Annotated in this window: 17 protein-coding genes and 1 riboswitch; of the genes, 10 read left to right on the forward strand and 7 right to left on the reverse strand. The window is 46.3% G+C overall.

All coding sequences use genetic code 11. The annotated features are described in order from the left end of the window. Positions 1 to 39 precede the first annotated feature (39 nt). Positions 40 to 912, forward strand: coding sequence for a hypothetical protein (locus tag P402_RS0101390; RefSeq protein WP_026827084.1), 873 nt, complete (start codon positions 40 to 42; stop codon positions 910 to 912). Between the two features lie 80 nt (positions 913 to 992). Beyond that, the gene (gene htpG, locus P402_RS0101395; protein WP_026827085.1) at positions 993 to 2,858 is read left to right on the forward strand and encodes a molecular chaperone HtpG; all 1,866 of its coding nucleotides are present in this window, start codon (positions 993 to 995) and stop codon (positions 2,856 to 2,858) included. Between the two features lie 52 nt (positions 2,859 to 2,910). Here the strand turns inward: htpG and P402_RS0101400 are convergent, their stop codons facing one another. Further along, positions 2,911 to 3,651, reverse strand: coding sequence for a uracil-DNA glycosylase family protein (locus tag P402_RS0101400; protein ID WP_026827086.1), 741 nt, complete (start codon positions 3,649 to 3,651; stop codon positions 2,911 to 2,913). 148 nt (positions 3,652 to 3,799) lie between these two features. Continuing rightward, positions 3,800 to 4,132: a heme oxygenase gene (locus tag P402_RS0101405; RefSeq protein ID WP_012371839.1), complete on the reverse strand. Its 333-nt coding sequence runs from the start codon at positions 4,130 to 4,132 to the stop codon at positions 3,800 to 3,802. 84 nt (positions 4,133 to 4,216) lie between these two features. Here P402_RS0101405 and P402_RS0101410 point away from each other — a divergent pair, with 84 nt between their 5' ends. The 5 genes from P402_RS0101410 to P402_RS0101430 all read left to right on the forward strand — a co-directional run bounded on the left by P402_RS0101410 (position 4,217) and on the right by P402_RS0101430 (position 9,370). Further along, the gene (locus tag P402_RS0101410; RefSeq protein WP_026827087.1) at positions 4,217 to 4,849 is read left to right on the forward strand and encodes a methyltransferase; all 633 of its coding nucleotides are present in this window, start codon (positions 4,217 to 4,219) and stop codon (positions 4,847 to 4,849) included. Positions 4,850 to 4,889: 40 nt separating this feature from the next. Then, entirely contained in the window at positions 4,890 to 5,771 is an 882-nt protein-coding gene (locus tag P402_RS0101415; RefSeq protein WP_026827088.1) for an ABC transporter ATP-binding protein, read from the forward strand. After that, complete coding sequence (locus tag P402_RS0101420; protein ID WP_026827089.1) at positions 5,768 to 6,574, forward strand: ABC transporter permease subunit; 807 nt, start codon at positions 5,768 to 5,770, stop codon at positions 6,572 to 6,574. Before P402_RS0101415 ends, P402_RS0101420 begins: the two co-directional genes overlap by 4 nt. Before the next feature lie 144 nt (positions 6,575 to 6,718). Next, positions 6,719 to 7,792, forward strand: a complete 1,074-nt coding sequence (rlmN, locus tag P402_RS0101425) for a 23S rRNA (adenine(2503)-C(2))-methyltransferase RlmN (protein WP_026827090.1) — start codon at positions 6,719 to 6,721, stop codon at positions 7,790 to 7,792. Positions 7,793 to 7,924: 132 nt separating this feature from the next. Continuing rightward, complete coding sequence (locus P402_RS0101430) at positions 7,925 to 9,370, forward strand: DEAD/DEAH box helicase (RefSeq protein ID WP_026827091.1); 1,446 nt, start codon at positions 7,925 to 7,927, stop codon at positions 9,368 to 9,370. A 33-nt stretch (positions 9,371 to 9,403) separates the two neighbouring features. On the opposite strand, the gene P402_RS0101435 is transcribed toward P402_RS0101430, so the two are convergent. The 5 genes from P402_RS0101435 to P402_RS0101455 form a co-directional block, all read right to left on the reverse strand. Continuing rightward, on the reverse strand, positions 9,404 to 10,714 hold the full coding sequence (locus tag P402_RS0101435) for an NAD(P)/FAD-dependent oxidoreductase (protein WP_026827092.1): 1,311 nt from the start codon (positions 10,712 to 10,714) through the stop codon (positions 9,404 to 9,406). A gap of 75 nt (positions 10,715 to 10,789) precedes the next feature. After that, positions 10,790 to 11,425 carry a nitroreductase family protein gene (locus P402_RS0101440; RefSeq protein ID WP_026827093.1) on the reverse strand — a complete coding sequence of 212 codons (636 nt, stop codon included), beginning with the start codon at positions 11,423 to 11,425 and terminating at the stop codon, positions 10,790 to 10,792. 54 nt (positions 11,426 to 11,479) lie between these two features. Then, positions 11,480 to 12,115 (reverse strand): nitroreductase family protein, encoded by a 636-nt coding sequence (locus P402_RS0101445; protein ID WP_026827094.1) that lies wholly within the window; start codon positions 12,113 to 12,115, stop codon positions 11,480 to 11,482. 15 nt (positions 12,116 to 12,130) lie between these two features. Next, entirely contained in the window at positions 12,131 to 12,580 is a 450-nt protein-coding gene (locus P402_RS0101450) for a MarR family winged helix-turn-helix transcriptional regulator (RefSeq protein WP_026827095.1), read from the reverse strand. A 155-nt stretch (positions 12,581 to 12,735) separates the two neighbouring features. After that, positions 12,736 to 13,455, reverse strand: a complete 720-nt coding sequence (locus P402_RS0101455) for a YczE/YyaS/YitT family protein (protein ID WP_235188800.1) — start codon at positions 13,453 to 13,455, stop codon at positions 12,736 to 12,738. A 99-nt stretch (positions 13,456 to 13,554) separates the two neighbouring features. On the opposite strand from P402_RS0101455, the gene P402_RS0101460 reads away from it, so the two are divergent. The 3 genes from P402_RS0101460 to P402_RS0101470 all read left to right on the forward strand — a co-directional run bounded on the left by P402_RS0101460 (position 13,555) and on the right by P402_RS0101470 (position 16,396). Next, positions 13,555 to 14,334: a DUF817 domain-containing protein gene (locus P402_RS0101460; protein WP_026827097.1), complete on the forward strand. Its 780-nt coding sequence runs from the start codon at positions 13,555 to 13,557 to the stop codon at positions 14,332 to 14,334. Positions 14,335 to 14,424: 90 nt separating this feature from the next. Next, entirely contained in the window at positions 14,425 to 15,690 is a 1,266-nt protein-coding gene (locus P402_RS0101465) for a DUF2325 domain-containing protein (RefSeq protein WP_026827098.1), read from the forward strand. A 67-nt stretch (positions 15,691 to 15,757) separates the two neighbouring features. Further along, complete coding sequence (locus P402_RS0101470; RefSeq protein WP_026827099.1) at positions 15,758 to 16,396, forward strand: DUF975 family protein; 639 nt, start codon at positions 15,758 to 15,760, stop codon at positions 16,394 to 16,396. A 119-nt stretch (positions 16,397 to 16,515) separates the two neighbouring features. Further along, a riboswitch (SAM riboswitch) is annotated at positions 16,516 to 16,621 on the forward strand. Positions 16,622 to 16,632 lie beyond the last annotated feature (11 nt).

Below are 16,632 nucleotides of genomic sequence, written 5' to 3' on the forward strand. Positions count from 1 at the left end.
ACGGGAACAACTCAAACAGGAAAGCGCAACACGAAAGGAATGAGAACGCTGACATCAGAACAACTCAAACTAGCAAAAAAACTCTTAACAGAAGCCGTTCAGCATCAAATCGAGTTAGCAAATGGACCGATGAAAGAGGAATTAATTGAAGGAACGACACCCGTCTTATGGTTCGGTGATGCAACAAAAAAGAGTTGGTTGACGGTTGCGACGAATCCGTCAGCGGGACAGTTTTTAAAGAAGGATGGAACGCTGCGTTTTGATTCGACGGGTCCATTCTTTTTACTCGAGTCGGATATGTCTTTAGAGACCTATCTAACGGAGCAACACGTTGAACAAACAATCCACAAGTTTAAGCACTATTTTCAACAAAAGGATGTCTATAAGACATGGTTCGGAAAAGAACAGGGTGGAAAACTGGAAGGGTTCCTAAATGGATTCGGTGCGTCCTTTTATGATGACGCTCTCCTTCCGGTCATTCATACGGATTTTTTTCCGTTTCCGACCAGACGCTACATGGGGACAATTGCGATGCGACAGGATCTCGAACAGACGGACTTTGGACAAACTTTCTTGAAAAAGCTGCTGCCGTTGTTTTCCCTGCATGGCATCATTTTGCTCGGACGCGAGCACACGGACCGTTTTCGGAAACTGGATCCAAGCATCACGTGGCAAGACCCCGTCGCTTTGACCGATTATCCGGATGCCTTCGTCGAAATTGGTTACTCCGCTGAATTCGGGATTCCGGTCATCGGACTTCACTTTAAACCAAGCGAACAGTTCCTTGGTCTCGGCAGTCGTCCTGACGAAAAGGGCAGGAGTCACGGGACATACGGTTCGACAAAAGGATTGCGTGATATCGGGCGGCAGGTGCGGCAAAAACTTGATGCACTATATGAATTGGAGGATTGACAGCCGTTTTTGTATCCGTAATAATGGAAATGAATTAGCACTCTATCTTATAGAGTGCTAAAAAACAGGGGGTATCGAAAATGGAAACGAAACAATTCAAAGCAGAATCAAAACGATTGCTCGAAATGATGATTCATTCCATCTACACACATAAGGAAATCTTTTTACGTGAGTTGATTTCGAACGCCAGTGACGCCATGGATAAGATTTACTACAAAGCGTTGACGGACGAGACGATTACGTTCGACAAAGAAGCCTACAAAATTACGATTGAACCAAATAAAGAAACACGCCAGCTGATTCTACGGGATACGGGAATCGGGATGACAAAGGACGAGCTGGAAGAAAACCTTGGAACCATCGCGAAAAGCGGATCGCTCGCTTTTAAAGCAGAAAATGAATCAAAGGACGGTCATGACATCATCGGACAATTCGGTGTCGGTTTCTATTCCGCGTTTATGGTCGCCGACACCGTGACAGTCGTGACGAAACCGTTCGGCAGTGACGTCGCCTACAAGTGGGAGTCGCGCGGAGTCGACGGCTATACGATTGAAGAGGTTGAAAAAGAGACGGTCGGAACAGACATCACCCTTCACATCAAAGCAAACGAAGAGGACGAGAACTACGATGAGTACTTAGAACCGTCTCGTCTCCGGAGTATCGTCAAGAAATACTCGGACTTCATCCGGTATCCGATTGAGATGGCGGAAACAGAACAGCGTCCGGTTGACGGATCAGACGAAACAGAGACGGTCACGGTCATGAAAACGGTCAATAGCATGGTGCCGATCTGGCGGAAAAATAAGCGGGAGCTGACGGATGAAGATTACCGTAACTTCTACCAGGAGAAACGTTACGGATTCGATGCACCGATCAAACACATTCACATCAGTGCCGACGGAGCCGTCCGCTACCAGTCGATCCTGTTTATTCCGGAGCAACCGTCGTTTGATTATTATTCAAAAGAGTTCGAGAAAGGACTTGAACTGTATGCGAACGGTGTATTGATCATGGAAAAATGCAGTGATCTGCTACCGGATCATTTCAGCTTCGTCAAAGGAATGGTTGATTCAGAAGACTTGTCGCTCAACATCTCGCGTGAAATGCTGCAACACGACCGCCAGTTGAAATTGATTGCGAAGAATATTCAAAGCAAAATCAAGACACAGCTGGAAGCATTACTGCGTGACGACCGGGAAAAATACGAGACGTTTTACCAAGCGTTTGGCCGTCAATTAAAGTTCGGCATCTACAACGATTACGGCATGCAAAAAGATACGGTAAAAGATCTTGTTCTGTTCCATTCGGCAAAAGAGAAAAAACTAGTGACACTCGAAGAGTACGTCGCTGCCATGCCGGAAGAGCAGAAATACATCTATTACGCGTCAGGTGAAAGCACAGACCGTTTGGATAAGTTACCGCAATCCGAGCTCGTCAAAGATAAAGGATTCGATATCCTCTATTTCACGGAAGAAATTGATGAGTTTGCGATTCAAATGCTTCTCAACTATGACGGAAAAGAGTTTAAGTCCGTCACGAGCAGTGACCTTGGCATCGAGCAGACGGAACAGGCGGAAACGACCGAGACACAAGTCGAGATGTTTAAAGCGATGCAGGAGGTACTCGCGGGAAAAGTCAAAGAAGTCAAAGCCTCGACCCGCTTAAAATCACATCCGGTCTGCTTTGCAACGGATGGTGCGGTCTCAATCGAAATGGAGAAAATCCTCAAAGCGATGCCAAATAACCAGGACATCGCAGCCGTCAAAATCCTGGAATTGAATACATCGCATGATGTGTTCCAGGCAATTGAGACGGCTTATGCAGAAGACCGTCCGAAATTCGAACGGTACACGAAGTTGATGTATCAACAAGCCTTGTTGATGGAAGGTTTACCGATTGAAGACCCGGTTGCGTTTGCGAACGAAGTCTGCGCATTGATGGTCTGATCTTTCATAAAATGAAGAAATCCCAGTGCATCAATTGTGCACTAGGATTTTTTTAGCTACCGAAATAGGAGGACAACTGCTTCATCAAATAATCTTTATTTTCTTCAAACTGTCGCTTCCGATGTCCATTTGCACCAGAAGGATGCGGGAAACCGAACAATACGGTATGTTTTTTGATCCGTCCCTGATGAAGCAATGTCCGGACAGTTGACTCGACGACACGTCCGAATGGGACAAGAATGACAGGGGCGGTTAACTGATTCAATTCCGCTGCGAAATGCTCATAAGCGTAATGTTGCAACAGCGGTGTCCGGTCAATTTTTGGTTGATGTCCCGTATAGTTTTTATCCCGGTAAAAAACAGGATGTCTCAGAATTGAAGTGGTGTGCAACAGTTCCTGATTTGTATGAAATAACGTGGCGGTTGAAGCAATATTCAGCAGACGATGTAGTTCAAGTTCATCTAACATCGCTGTCAAATTACGCCGCATGGGACCGGCGAAACTGGCACTGTATTTGACGAGTTTTGATGTTTCTTCGATTGTGGCACCATGGTGGAAGGCATCAGCCGCTTCTTCATAAGCAAGCCGCATCTGTTCAAATCCTGGTGTGATACCAATGAAGACTATTTTGGCAGAGCGATTGATATATTCTCCGATCGGTGAATAGTAAACGGATAATTCCTGCTCCTGTTGTAATAGGAAACCGTCTATGAACAAGTCCTGGCGCGTCAAGGATCGATCAATCGGTAAGGCCCGGATGGCCTGTTCAAAAATCGATAATGAATTCAGCATGATAAGTCCTCTCTCTTTCTGTATTGGACCTATGATAACAAATAATGGTATTATATACAATTTCAACCCATATCAATATAGTAAGGGGTCTCTTAAGGTTTAAAAAAACCTTGCGACCAAATTGGAGGCAAGGCTGTTCTAAAATGAGTTATGAAGAAGTGCGTTCTTTGACAGAAGCTACTTCATACGTGATGATTTCACTGCCGAGCATCGGTGATTCCTCTTGTTTACCGTCTTTTTGTTCCGGACGTTTGTGAGAAGCTTTAAAGTCATCGCTGTTGCGCCAAGCTTCAAAATGCTTCATGTCTTCCCAGTACATGTTGACGTTCATTTCATCATGTTCGTCGAGTCCTTGCGTCAAGAGAACCTCGACACGGACAAACCCCTCCATCGTATCAAGACCACTTGGACGAGTGAAACGTGGTGCGAGTGCTGCTGCCATTCCTTTTTTGACTTTAATCCGATTCGTAACGACGATCATTGGATAGTCCCCCTTTAGAATGAAATGCGTACATCCATAGTATAGTACGATGAAACCAACAATGCTTGAAAGAAGGAATCAAATATGAATGAAAAAGAGTACGAAGAACGGTTACGCATCGAGACGATTGATATTCAGCACCTTTACAATGCGTTCAGCCATTACAACCGGTATGAACCGACACCTTATGCGGCGCTAGAAGAATTGTGTGCTGTCTATCCATTCGATTATACGGATACGGTAATTGATTTTGGATGCGGAAAAGGGCGATTGAACTTTTATCTGCATGACCGGTTTGATTGTTCCGTCATCGGTGTTGAGATGAACGGACAATTTTATGAAGATGCCCTTATGAATCAAGTCACCTACATGAAAAAGATGAAGAGACGGCGGGGAAGTATCCGTTTTGAACATACGTATGCGGAAGCCTATCCGATTCCGGATGATGTCACGAAATGTTACTTTTTTAATCCGTTTTCCGTCCAGATCTTTATGAAGGTCGTTGATCAAATCTTAGCATCCGTTGAACGGCATCCGCGTCCGGTGGATTTGATTCTCTATTACCCGGCAGACGAATACCGATATTATTTAGAGAATCAAACGATTTTTGAACAGGTGGAAGAAGTCCGTCTGAAAGAACTTTTTGAAAAAAATCATGACGAACGATTCGTGATTTATCGGGTGGATCTGTCCCAAGAAGTACCAAAACGGGTATAAGGTACTAACGGCAAGCACCCCAAAAAGTGAGGCGATTCGGATGATTCATTTACAGCACGTGACGAAAGAATTTGCGCCGAAACGAGGTTTATTTGATGTCAGTTTCACGGTCGAACCGGGTATGGTGTTTGGTTTTATCGGACCGAACGGAGCCGGGAAATCAACGGCAATCCGTCAATTGATGGGCCTGATTCAAGCAGATTCCGGTCATGCGACCATCGGTGGATATGACTGTTGGAACCAATCACAGGATGTAAAACGAATTGTCGGCTATTTACCGGGGGAGATTAATTTGCCGGGTGATTTTACAGGCGAACAGGTCCTGCATTTGATGCAACAACTCCATCAAAGCAAACCGGAACGTCAATCGGCGTTGCTGGAACAGTTTCCCTTCGAGACGAAAACGAAAATTCGGAAGATGTCGAAAGGAATGAAACAAAAGTTGGCCTTAGTGGGCTGCTTCATGAAGGATGCTCCGGTCTATCTGCTTGATGAACCGACCAGTGGACTCGATCCCTTGATGCAGGAACATTTTTTAAGCTTGATTGACAACGAACGGCAGCGCGGAAAAGCGATTTTGATGAGTTCACATCATTTTCCGGAGATGGAAAAATCGTGTGATCGGGCAGCATTGATTAAAGAAGGGCGAATCATCATCGAGTCAGACATCCATGAGTTGGTCCGTTCGAGCCGGAAACAGTACACGATTGAATTTGGTCTGGAAGCACATGCGGAACGGTTTGCACTTCAAATCGGAAGTCAACGCGTTCAAAATCATGTTTCTTTTTTCACGAGCAACGAACAGACGCTGAATCAAATCATCCGTCTTTTAACCGAATATGATGTACGGGCGATTCAAACTTCAGCAGATGATTTAGAACATGTCTTCTTACATTATTATAGTGAGGAGGAACCATCATGATGACGATCGTTTGGTCCTTACTCAAGCATAACGGGAAACCAATCACCGCATACGCGGTCGGGACGAGTCTGTATCTATTGATGCTTGCCGCACTTTATCCCTCGATGATGAAGACGGGATTGCTGGAAGCAAAGCTCCAAGCACTGCCACCGGAAGTTTTAAAAGCCTTCCAATACGATAAAGTGACAGGTTTTAATAACGTGCTCGATTTACTGGGCGGGAATTATTACGGACTGATTTTTCAAATCATCGCGTCCCTGTTCTTATTATCGCTTGCTGCACGACTGCTCGCACGGCCGATTGATAACGGAGAATTGATTTTATACCTCGCAGCTCCGATTACGCGTCACCAATATACAGCATCGGCGATGATTGTGATGCTCGTCGCGAGTACATGCCTAGTGTTATGCAATACGTTCGTTTTACTGCTCGCTGACTGGTTTGTTTCCGGGGTTTCAATTGACGGTATGACGCTGGTCCGCTTTCAAGTAAACGCACTCTTCCTACTGTATGCCATCGGAGGGTTCACGTTGTGTATCGCCACGTTATTTGATGATGAACGACGTGCCTTTTCGATTGCCGGCAGTGTACTCGTGCTGTCGATTGTCCTGACGATCGGAGCCGGTCTCAGTGAAAAAACGGACTGGATGCGTTACGGCTCGATTTTCAGCCTGTTTAATACACAGCAATTATTAGAAGGAACCGAGCACTTCTTTTTACATCTCCTGCTGTTAGCGAGTATCAGTGTGTTGTTCCATCTCGGAGCCTTTGTCAGTTTTCGGAAACGAAGTTTGTCGATTTGACACGACTAGACCAAAAAATAAGCCAAAGTGGACAAGAAAATTTACAGAAAGTGAACATTTAGGATTTGAACGTTGCGTAAGCGGCTGATTTTTACTAAGATAAAGGAATGTTATAGTTCTGGAAAAAGAAATGAGGTCTCACTAATGAATAAACCATCCATTTATGGATTAACACTTGAGCAGATGACTGAATGGTTATCGCATCAAGGTCACAAACCGTTCCGAGCAAAACAAGTCTGGGATTGGTTGTATCGTAAACGTGTCACTACTTTCGCAGAAATGACGAATGTCAACAAGGATTGCCTTGAGTTGTTAGATCAGAGTTTTGCGATTAATTCAATGACGGAAGCCGTCAAGCAAGAATCAGCAGATGGAACAATCAAGTTCCTCTTCAAATTATATGACGGCAGCTTGATCGAAACGGTCTTGATGCGTCATAAGTACGGTTTGTCTGTCTGTGTCACGACACAAGTCGGCTGTAACATCGGCTGTAGCTTCTGCGCAAGTGGCTTGATCAAGAAGAGCCGTGATCTCTCGGCTGGAGAAATCGTCGAGCAAATCATGAACGTTCAGCATCACCTCGATGCTGTCGGTAAAGAAGAGCGTGTCAGCCACGTCGTCGTCATGGGTATCGGTGAGCCGTTTGATAACTTCGACAACATGGTCGATTTCTTGAACGTCATCAAAGATCATAACGGTCTTGCGATCGGTGCGCGTCACATCACGGTTTCGACAAGTGGACTCGCAGACAAAATCTACAAATTCGCAGATTTAAAACTTCAAGTCAACTTGGCGATTTCATTACATGCGCCAAACAACGAACTTCGGACACAAATCATGAAAATCAACCGTGCAATTCCGCTCGAGAAATTGATGCCTGCCATCGATTACTACGTTAAGACGACGAACCGGAAAATCACGATTGAGTACATCCTTTTACGTGGTGTCAACGACCAGAAAGCCCAAGCAATCGAGCTTGCGAAATTGTTCGAAGACAAACGTCATTTGACGTACGTCAACTTGATTCCGTATAACCCGGTTGACGAGCACGGTCAATACCAACGCAGTACGTCAGAAGATATTTCAGCATTCTACGACACGTTGAAAAAGAACGGTCTCAACTGTGGTGTCCGTCTTGAACACGGTACGGATATCGATGCGGCATGTGGTCAGCTCCGCAGTAAACAAATCAAAAAAGATACAGTCGCAGCAAAATAAGCAAGTGGAGCTTCCTGTCACTCTGACGGGAAGCTCTTTTGACGTTCTGTCGAAAGTAGCGCATAATGAGAGGTCACGTCTGATTCATTCATCGAACCAACACATAAACTATAAAATAAATGAGGTATTCTTATGTCTAAAAAACCATTCACTGATTTTCAGCTCAGTACACCGATTCTAGAAGCAATCGAACAGCTCGGCTACCATACACCGACCGATGTCCAACAAGCAGTCATTCCGGTCGCTTTGTCGGAAAAAGATATCATCGTCAAATCACGGACCGGCAGCGGGAAGACGGCATCGTTCGGGATTCCGCTCTGTGAGCTCGTCGAGTGGGAAGAAAACAAACCACAGGCGTTGATCTTGACACCGACGCGCGAACTGGCCCTGCAAGTCACGGAAGATGTCATGAACATCGGTCGTTATAAACGAATTAAAGCGACAGCTGTGTTCGGGAAACAACCATTCCGCGGACAAGTCGCAGAATTAAAACAGAAGACACACATCGTTGTCGGAACGCCGGGACGTGTGCTCGATCACTTGGAGCGGGGCACGTTGTCGCTTGAAAAAGTGAAATATCTGGTCCTTGACGAGGCGGACGAGATGCTGAACATGGGCTTCCTCGATCAGGTCGATACGATTTTAAAACAATTGCCGAAACAGCGGACGACGATGCTGTTTTCGGCAACGTTCCCGCAGGACATCCATCAGTTGAGTGACCGTTACATGCAGTCACCGAAGGAAGTCGAAATCATGACAAAGGCAACGGAAATCGCAGAAATTGAACACAGTTACATTACGGTAACCGATAAAACGAAGTTTGCGGTCCTCAAAGACGTTACGGTCGTCGAAAATCCAGACCGATGCATGATTTTCTGCCGGACGAAAGAACACGTCGATTTCGTCGCACAAGGGTTGGCCTCGATGGATTATCCGGTTGAAAAAATTCACGGTGGCATGGAACAGGATGAGCGTCTCGCCGTCATGAAAGCCTTCCGTGCCGGTGAGTTCCGTTACCTCGTCGCGACAGACGTCGCAGCACGGGGCATCGATATTGAAAACATCACACACGTCATCCAGTATGACATGCCGGTCGAAAAGGAAAGTTATGTCCACCGGACAGGCCGGACGGGACGTGCCGGAGCACTCGGAAAAGCAATCAGTTTAGTGACGGAGTCGGATATGCGTCGTCTGCGTGAAGTCGAACAGTACCGCGGTGAGGCCATTGAAAGACGCCAAGCACCGACTGAAAAGGAACTGATTCGGACAGCGGATGCGTTTGAAGAGAAAATAACGACAGCTGACGTCCGGGCTTCGAAAACGGAACAGCTCAATGCCGGCATCATGAAATTGTATTTTAACGGCGGGAAGAAAAAGAAACTGCGTGCCGTTGATTTCGTCGGAACGATTGCGAAAATCGAAGGCATGACCGCGCAAGATATCGGAATCATCACGATTCAGGATACCGTCACGTACGTGGAAATCCTGAATGGAAAAGGTCCGCTTGTCTTACGCGCGATGAAGACGACAAAAGTCAAAGGCAAACAGTTGAAAGTGTACGAAGCGTTCAAAAAATAAATGGCAGCAGCCGTCTAAAGAGATATCACTCTCTTAAGACGGCTGTTTTTGTGTCAGGTGCTGTCCGAGATGAAGTCCGCTCGCAGCTGCTTGCGACAGCGAGTGTGTCACACCGGAGCAATCACCGATCGCATACAATCCTCGGATATCCGTTTCAAAGACAGGAGACGTCGACAACACCGGGGCATAAAATTTTCCATCCATACCGTACAGTAACGTATCCGGAGAGAGTGGCGTCTCGAGAAGGTGTTCAAGTCGGTCCAGAAATTCCAACAAGACCGTGATGTCGGTATCGGGCACTTCCTCGATCAGATTTCCGGGTGTCGCTTCCAGGGTCGGTCTGACTTTATTTTCAACGAGAGCATGTGGCTGTGTAGAGTGACCGGCACGCAAATCATCAAGCCGTTGCACGACAATCCGGTCCGTCCCTTGGTTGATGCGTCCGATGACGGAAGCGGCATAGTGATTCGCTTCTCCGAGTGTCGCAAAATAACGCGGTAAAAACAGCGTGAAGTTCAAGTTGGTCGTTCCGGACTCCTGTTCGCGAAAATTCTGACCGTCCGGCATGACGAGACCCTCCTGATGTTTGCGTATGATTCGTCCTTTCGGATTCATGCAGTACGTGACCGCCGTTCCGGCTGCTGACGCATAGGCCAATTTTGTTTCGAATGTATCCTGTAACAGTGTCCGGAATGCCGTTTCCTCCATCTCGATCCGGATGCCGAGGTCGAGACGGGTTTTATTTTGAACTAATCCAAGCGTTTGCAGTTGTTGCTGCATCCAGGTCGTACCGGAACGTCCGGTCGCGAAGACGACGCGTTGACTCGAAAATGTTTCGTGTTCAGTCGTGAGCAGAAATCCGTCCGCTTGCTGTTCGATTGTCGCAACAGCCGTCTCAAAACGAAAGGTAACGTATTGGTGAAGTGCGGCTTCGAGCTGTCTTAAAATCCGTTCCGATAGTGATGTCCCTAAATGCCGGACCGTCGTTTCGATTGTCTCAAGACCGGCAACTTTTGCCCGATTAGCTAAAACGGGATTAGACGTGGAGTACGACTCGACTTCATCTGCTCCGTAGCGGCAAAGGAGCGCATCGACTTGTTGCATCAGGCGGAGCGTCGTCTCTGCTCCAAGTTTCTCGGCGAGTTCACCTCCGAATCCGGCAGAATAGTTGTATTTTCCTTCTGATTTACCGAGTCCGCCAAAACCGAGGTAGGCTTCCTGTTTCGTCCGTTGCGCAAGTGGTTTTCCGGCATCAATCAATAGAACCGTCTGTCCCTGTTCCATCAGTTCATGGGCTAAAAAGATTCCAGCGATACCGGCACCGATAATCGTGACATCATACATCATTTGACCAGCTCCTTTTGGTCAGTATACAAAAAAACCGAATTCCTGTTGAGGAATCCGGTCGGTTGCTTGTGATTATTTCCAGTCTGTGATGTCGTTGATTGGCAGACGAACCGATGGGTAACCAGCGTCAACTGCTTTCCCGATGGAAAGAAGCATGACAGGAAGGTAACGGTCTTTATCCATACCGAAGGCTTCGGCGATTTGATCTTTTTCATAGCCGCCGATTGGGTTTGTATCATAACCGTGCGCACGTGCCACAAGCATCAATTGCATTGAGACGAGACCTGAATCGATCAAGATGCTGTCACGAAGTGTATCTGTATCTTCCGGGCTGTAGAAACCTTTGATGGCAGGGACTTGGCGGTCACGGACTTCTTGCGGCATCAAGCCTTTTTCAACAGCCATATCATAGATTGTATCGATGCTGTCGACTGCATTCATATCACCGAAGACAGCGATGACAGCAGATGATGTCTCGACTTGGACTTGGTTGAATTTAGCGAGTGGAGCAAGCGTCGCTTTTCCTTCTGCACTGTCGATGACAAGGAAACGCCATGGTTGCATGTTGACAGAAGACGGAGCAAGTGTTGCTTCTTCAAGGATTTGTGTCATTTCTTCTTTTGAAATCTTGACGTTTGTGTCGTAGTTGCGGATTGAGCGGCGTCCTTTAACGATTTCCATAAAGTCTGTAGTTGTTTGAGTTGTCATAGTAATAATCTCCCTTTTTGTTTGTTCTCTATTTTTGGTTAGTACGGGTACTGCTTATTTCCAGTCTGTGATGTCGTTGATCGGCAGGCGAACCGACGGGTATCCTGTGTCGACTGCTTTTCCGATTGATAACAGCATAACTGGTACGTAACGGTCTTTTTCCATGCCGAATGCTTCCGCGATTTGATCTTTTTCATAACCACCGATTGGGTTTGTATCATAACCGTGTGCACGGGCAACAAGCATCAATTGCATCGAGACAAGACCTGAATCAATCAAGATACTGTCTTTGAGTGCGCTAGCTGGTACGCTTTCGTACATGCCTTGAATCGCCGGTACTTGACGATCACGGACTTCTTGCGGCATGAGCCCTTGTGCGACTGCTGTATCATAAATATTTTCGAGTTGATCAATCGCGTTCATGTCACCGAAGACCGCGATGACAGCAGATGATGTCTCGACTTGGACTTGGTTGAATTTAGCGAGTGGAGCAAGCGTCGCTTTTCCTTCTGCACTGTCGATGACGAGGAAACGCCATGGTTGCATGTTGACAGAAGACGGGGCAAGTGTTGCTTCTTTAAGGATCTGTGTCATTTCTTCTTTTGAAATCTTAACGTTTGTGTCATAGTTACGGATCGAGCGGCGTCCTTTAACGATTTCCATGAAATCAGTTGTAGTTTGTGTAGTCATTTGAAAGTCTCCTTTTTAGTTAACGGTTGTTTTAGGTAAGGTGAGGGCATTCGTTTCAATTCGTTGCATCATCTGTGCCAACTGGTGTTGTTCGTCTGTCGTGAATCCTTCAAGCAACTGCTCGAGGAATTCGTCTTTTTGTTCGCGTAACCGTGTAATCCGGGTTGCACCTTCTGGCGTCAGTGAAACGAGAATGACGCGGTTATCTGTTGCGGAACGGACACGTTCAATCATACCGTTCGTTTCAAGATGTTTTAAATGTCGTGTCACAGCTGCATTATCAACATTGACCCGTTGTTGCAACTCTTTTTGACTGATTGTCGTATCGACCTCGAGTTGGGCTAATAAGTCCATCCGGGTTTGACTGAAGCCGTCCGTACAAAGATCAAATTTTTGAGCAATCGTCTTATTGACGGAGACGAGTGCATAAATCAGTCGTCCCTTTTCAGTACAGGAAATACTCAATTCATCACATCCTTCCCTTCGTTCGAAAAATCCTTGACGTATCAAAGATTGATATGTAAACGAATATAACGTGTCTACTTTCATGCTGCAACTAATATGCTTCATCTGTACAAAAAAGATACCATTTCGCGTGAAATGGTATCGAGTCAGACGACTTAACTGATTTTTTGTTGTTTGCGGGGAATCGTTCCGGCATCAATCGCAGCAATCATCCGACGGAAATGACCCAGCCAAAACTGAAGGAACGGACCAATCAAGAAAATCGATAAAATCGTTCCGAAGAATACCGGTCCTCCGAGCAGCCAACCGATGCCGCAAGCGGTGATCTCCATAAATGTCCGCATCATCCGGATGGACGTACCGAACCGTTCAGCGAGCGTCAGGGTCAGTCCGTCCCTTGGTCCGGCTCCGTAGCCGACAGCGACGTACAGTCCTGCGCCCATCCCGATGATGAAGATGCCGGCAATCAGCCAAAGCGTATTCTGCCACAGGGAAGAAAATGAGGGCAGGAGGCCTGAACCGAGAACGAGGTTCATGAAAACCCCGACAAAAATCGCGTTGACGAGTGTGCCGACCTGCGGTGTAATCCGGTCGATTAAATATTTGACAAACACCAACAACAGACCGACGAGAAGGATAATCGTCCCGACGGAAAACGGCGTTTTATTTTGAAGACCAAGGTGAAGAACGTCCCAAGTCGAAACGCCGAGTTGTGCCGTGATCATCATCGATGAACCGACAGCGAGTAAAAAAAGACCGAATAAAAATAATGCCCATTTCAGGACAGAACGTAACAGCCAAGATGTGTGAATGGTCTGCTTCATGAATGGAAGACACCTCGTTTCAAAATCAAATTGATTCATTAACTGTACCATGTTTGATGGATGAAACTAAAGCGAATCCGCTATTTTCCATCCTGAGATGGAGGGAATCCGTCCTGCTTATTCGTATACTAATGAAAAGGAGGTCAGTCGATGCGAAAAATCCGCCATTTGATCCGTTTTACATATCTTGAAGCCATCTGTTGCGTGTTCCCGGTCGCGATTTTCCTGGCACTTGCTGCATCCCGTTATTTACCGGCGGAACCGATTGCCCGCTATGATCTGCTTTTAATCTGGTGTCTCCTCGTGCAAATCGTCCTACTTGTCACGCATTATGAATCAAAGGAAGAGTTTAAATTGATTTTAATTTTTCATGCGATTGGACTCGGACTTGAGCTATTTAAAGTCCAGGTTGGGTCCTGGAGTTATCCGGAAGCTGCCTTCAGCAAAGTATTTGGTGTTCCGCTCTATGCCGGCTTCATGTATGCGAGTGTCGCTAGCTACATCTGTCAGGCATTCCGTCGGTTTGATCTCCGTATCACACAGTTTCCCCGGCCTCTGTTTGCTTTAGCGACCGGTCTGCTCGTGTACGCCAACTTCTTTACCCATCATTGGTTGTTTGATTTCCGTTGGATTTTGATGGGACTTGTCGCTCTCGTCTTTTATAAGTCCTGGGTCTATTTCCGTCTGGATGAGACTGTCTACCGAATGCCGCTCGTTCTTTCGTTTGGTTTAATTGCCTGGTTCATCTGGCTGGCGGAAAACATCGTGACCTTTTTTAAGGGATGGGTGTATCCGAATCAGCAGGATGGATGGGAGCTGGTCGACTTCGGGAAATTATCGTCCTGGTTTTTACTGGTCATCATCACGATTTTGATTGTCTCCGTCGAAAAGTACCGGTTGGGTGACCGGTCAATCGAAATAAAATCCTAACCATATACAAAAAATAACCCGGTCTTTTTTTGAGCAACCTAACCGACAGCCCCTTGCTATAGTTGAAAAAAAGCAAAGGGGTTGTTGAAGATGATGCAACAAATCGTGGAACGGGCGAAGACGCTAATCGCCGGTAAAATGCAAGTAGTCGAAACGGTGGAAGAATGGGACTTACTGCTCGAGGAAATCCGAGGAATCGATGAATGGGTGCAGTTATCGCGTTACTATACACATTCCGTAAAATCAGACATCGCGTGGAGCGAACCAAAAGAAGACGTATCATTCGAGCAACCTGTCGTTCCGCCGGTGAAAATCACTCCTGTCATCGAACAACGTTACGCCTATACGTTTGTGCGTGAACTAAAAGGTGGTTCTTTACGGGAATGGCCGAACAGTCATATTTCGGAAACAGAAATCCGGCAATGGAACCTCGAACATGGAATGGAAATCCGTGTCCAAGTCGTACAGCAAGATGCACGCCGGACGACACTAGAAGTGATGGCCGTTGTCGCGACCGACCAGATGAAGCCACTGGCCGAACGAATCGTTTTTGAAAGATGTATCGTTAAAAATCATGGCATCATTGAATCGACGGTCGAAGGACCATTAAAGGATGAGACGGGTAAACCCTTTTACTATGCGACACCGGTTGAAGACATGCGCTTCTTCCATTTAAAAGAAGGGCAGCTCGTCGATCTCGTCATGTGGAAAGGTCGTCCGGAAACACTGACGATTGCCTGGAAATATGCGTTCCAATATCAAGAGCCGACAGTACAGCTGTTAGAGACGTCAAACGATCCAACAGCACCAGTGCCTTCGTCAGTTGAATCGACTCAAGGATCAGCCGTCAAAAAATCTGGCCGTTACCTGAAGCAAATGAAACGAAAGTCGAAAGTAAAACAGGAACAGAAAACACGCCGAATTCGTGAAAAGAAATCTCAAGCGATGGCACCACTCGTCACGACATCCGTACCGGGGCAGCCAATCGACTTCCTTGATATGAAGCCCCTCGATTTTGCGTCATTCGTCGGCATGCGACTCGTCATCGTCGGTAATGAACAGCAATCACCGGTCTATCGGACATTTTTCGCGGAAACGGGTATCGAACTGATTCATCTGTCGGGAGACGCCCAATCAGCGAAAAAGATTGCCGGTCTCGCGAAAAAGACCGATGCGATCGTCGTCATCACGAGCCGTGTGTCCCACGCTGCTTCAGCACACGTCATCGCGCAGGCGAAAAAACATGATATTCCGTTTGCGATGGAACGACTGGATGGACGACGTTCTTTGTATACGGCATGCCAGCGCCAACTTGAAAAAGCACGCTTAAATCAGTTGAAAACAGGAAAATCCTGAAAAAAGATGAAACTCCTCTCTTAATTAGCCGTAAATAGAGATAGAACTTATTTTGAGGAGGATCTCCATGATTAAAGAATTAAAATTATCCGCCCGTGAAGCGCTCAGTGGTCGCTGGGTCTTCATGGCACTTATGTTTTTACTGTTTCTCATCATTCAAAGTATTCCAACGATGTTTTCTTCTGATGCGAATGAAGATATTCAAGCGATTGATTTCATCGGTTTCTTACTGAACATTCTCTTGCTTCCACTTGCGATTGGTTGGACATGGCTTGCGATGTCTGTCGCTCGGAAAGAACAGGCAAAAATCGTTGATTTATTTGAGCCATACAAAATTTTCTTAAAGGCAGTCGGTCTTTCGATTGTCCAAAGTATTTTCCTTGGTTTATGGTTCTTACTATTTATCATCCCGGGTATCATCAAGTCATTTTCGTATCTAATGACGTTTTATATTTTACGAGATGAACCTTCAATCGGCATTTTGGATGCGATTACACGTTCGCGCCAAATGATGGACGGACATAAGATGGAAGCGTTCATGCTCGTCCTCTCATTCATTGGTTGGTTCCTGCTCGGTTTGATTACCATCGGAATCGCCTTCTTGTGGGTTGGCCCATATTTCAGCGTCACGCTTGCAAAATTCTATGACCGCATCCGCGGTGAAGAAGCACCTGTCGAAGAGTCGACGTTTGTTGCCCCATATTAAGACAACGAGGATGAGAGCCCAGCTCTCATCCTTTTTTTATTGCTGTTTTTAATTCCGATTGGAAAACAAGGTTTAATGGTTGCTTTACTCTGCTAAAAAGTGTACGATAATTCCAATAATTCTTATCAAGAGAAGTCGAGGGAATGGCCCGAAGACACTTCAGCAACCCCGCGCGCAGCGGAAGGTGCTACTTCCTAAAGGGGGCAATCCCTTTACAGATAAGAGCAGACATGATT

The sequence above is a fragment of the Exiguobacterium sibiricum 7-3 genome, assembly GCF_000620865.1.
GTDB lineage: Bacteria > Bacillota > Bacilli > Exiguobacteriales > Exiguobacteriaceae > Exiguobacterium_A > Exiguobacterium_A sibiricum_A.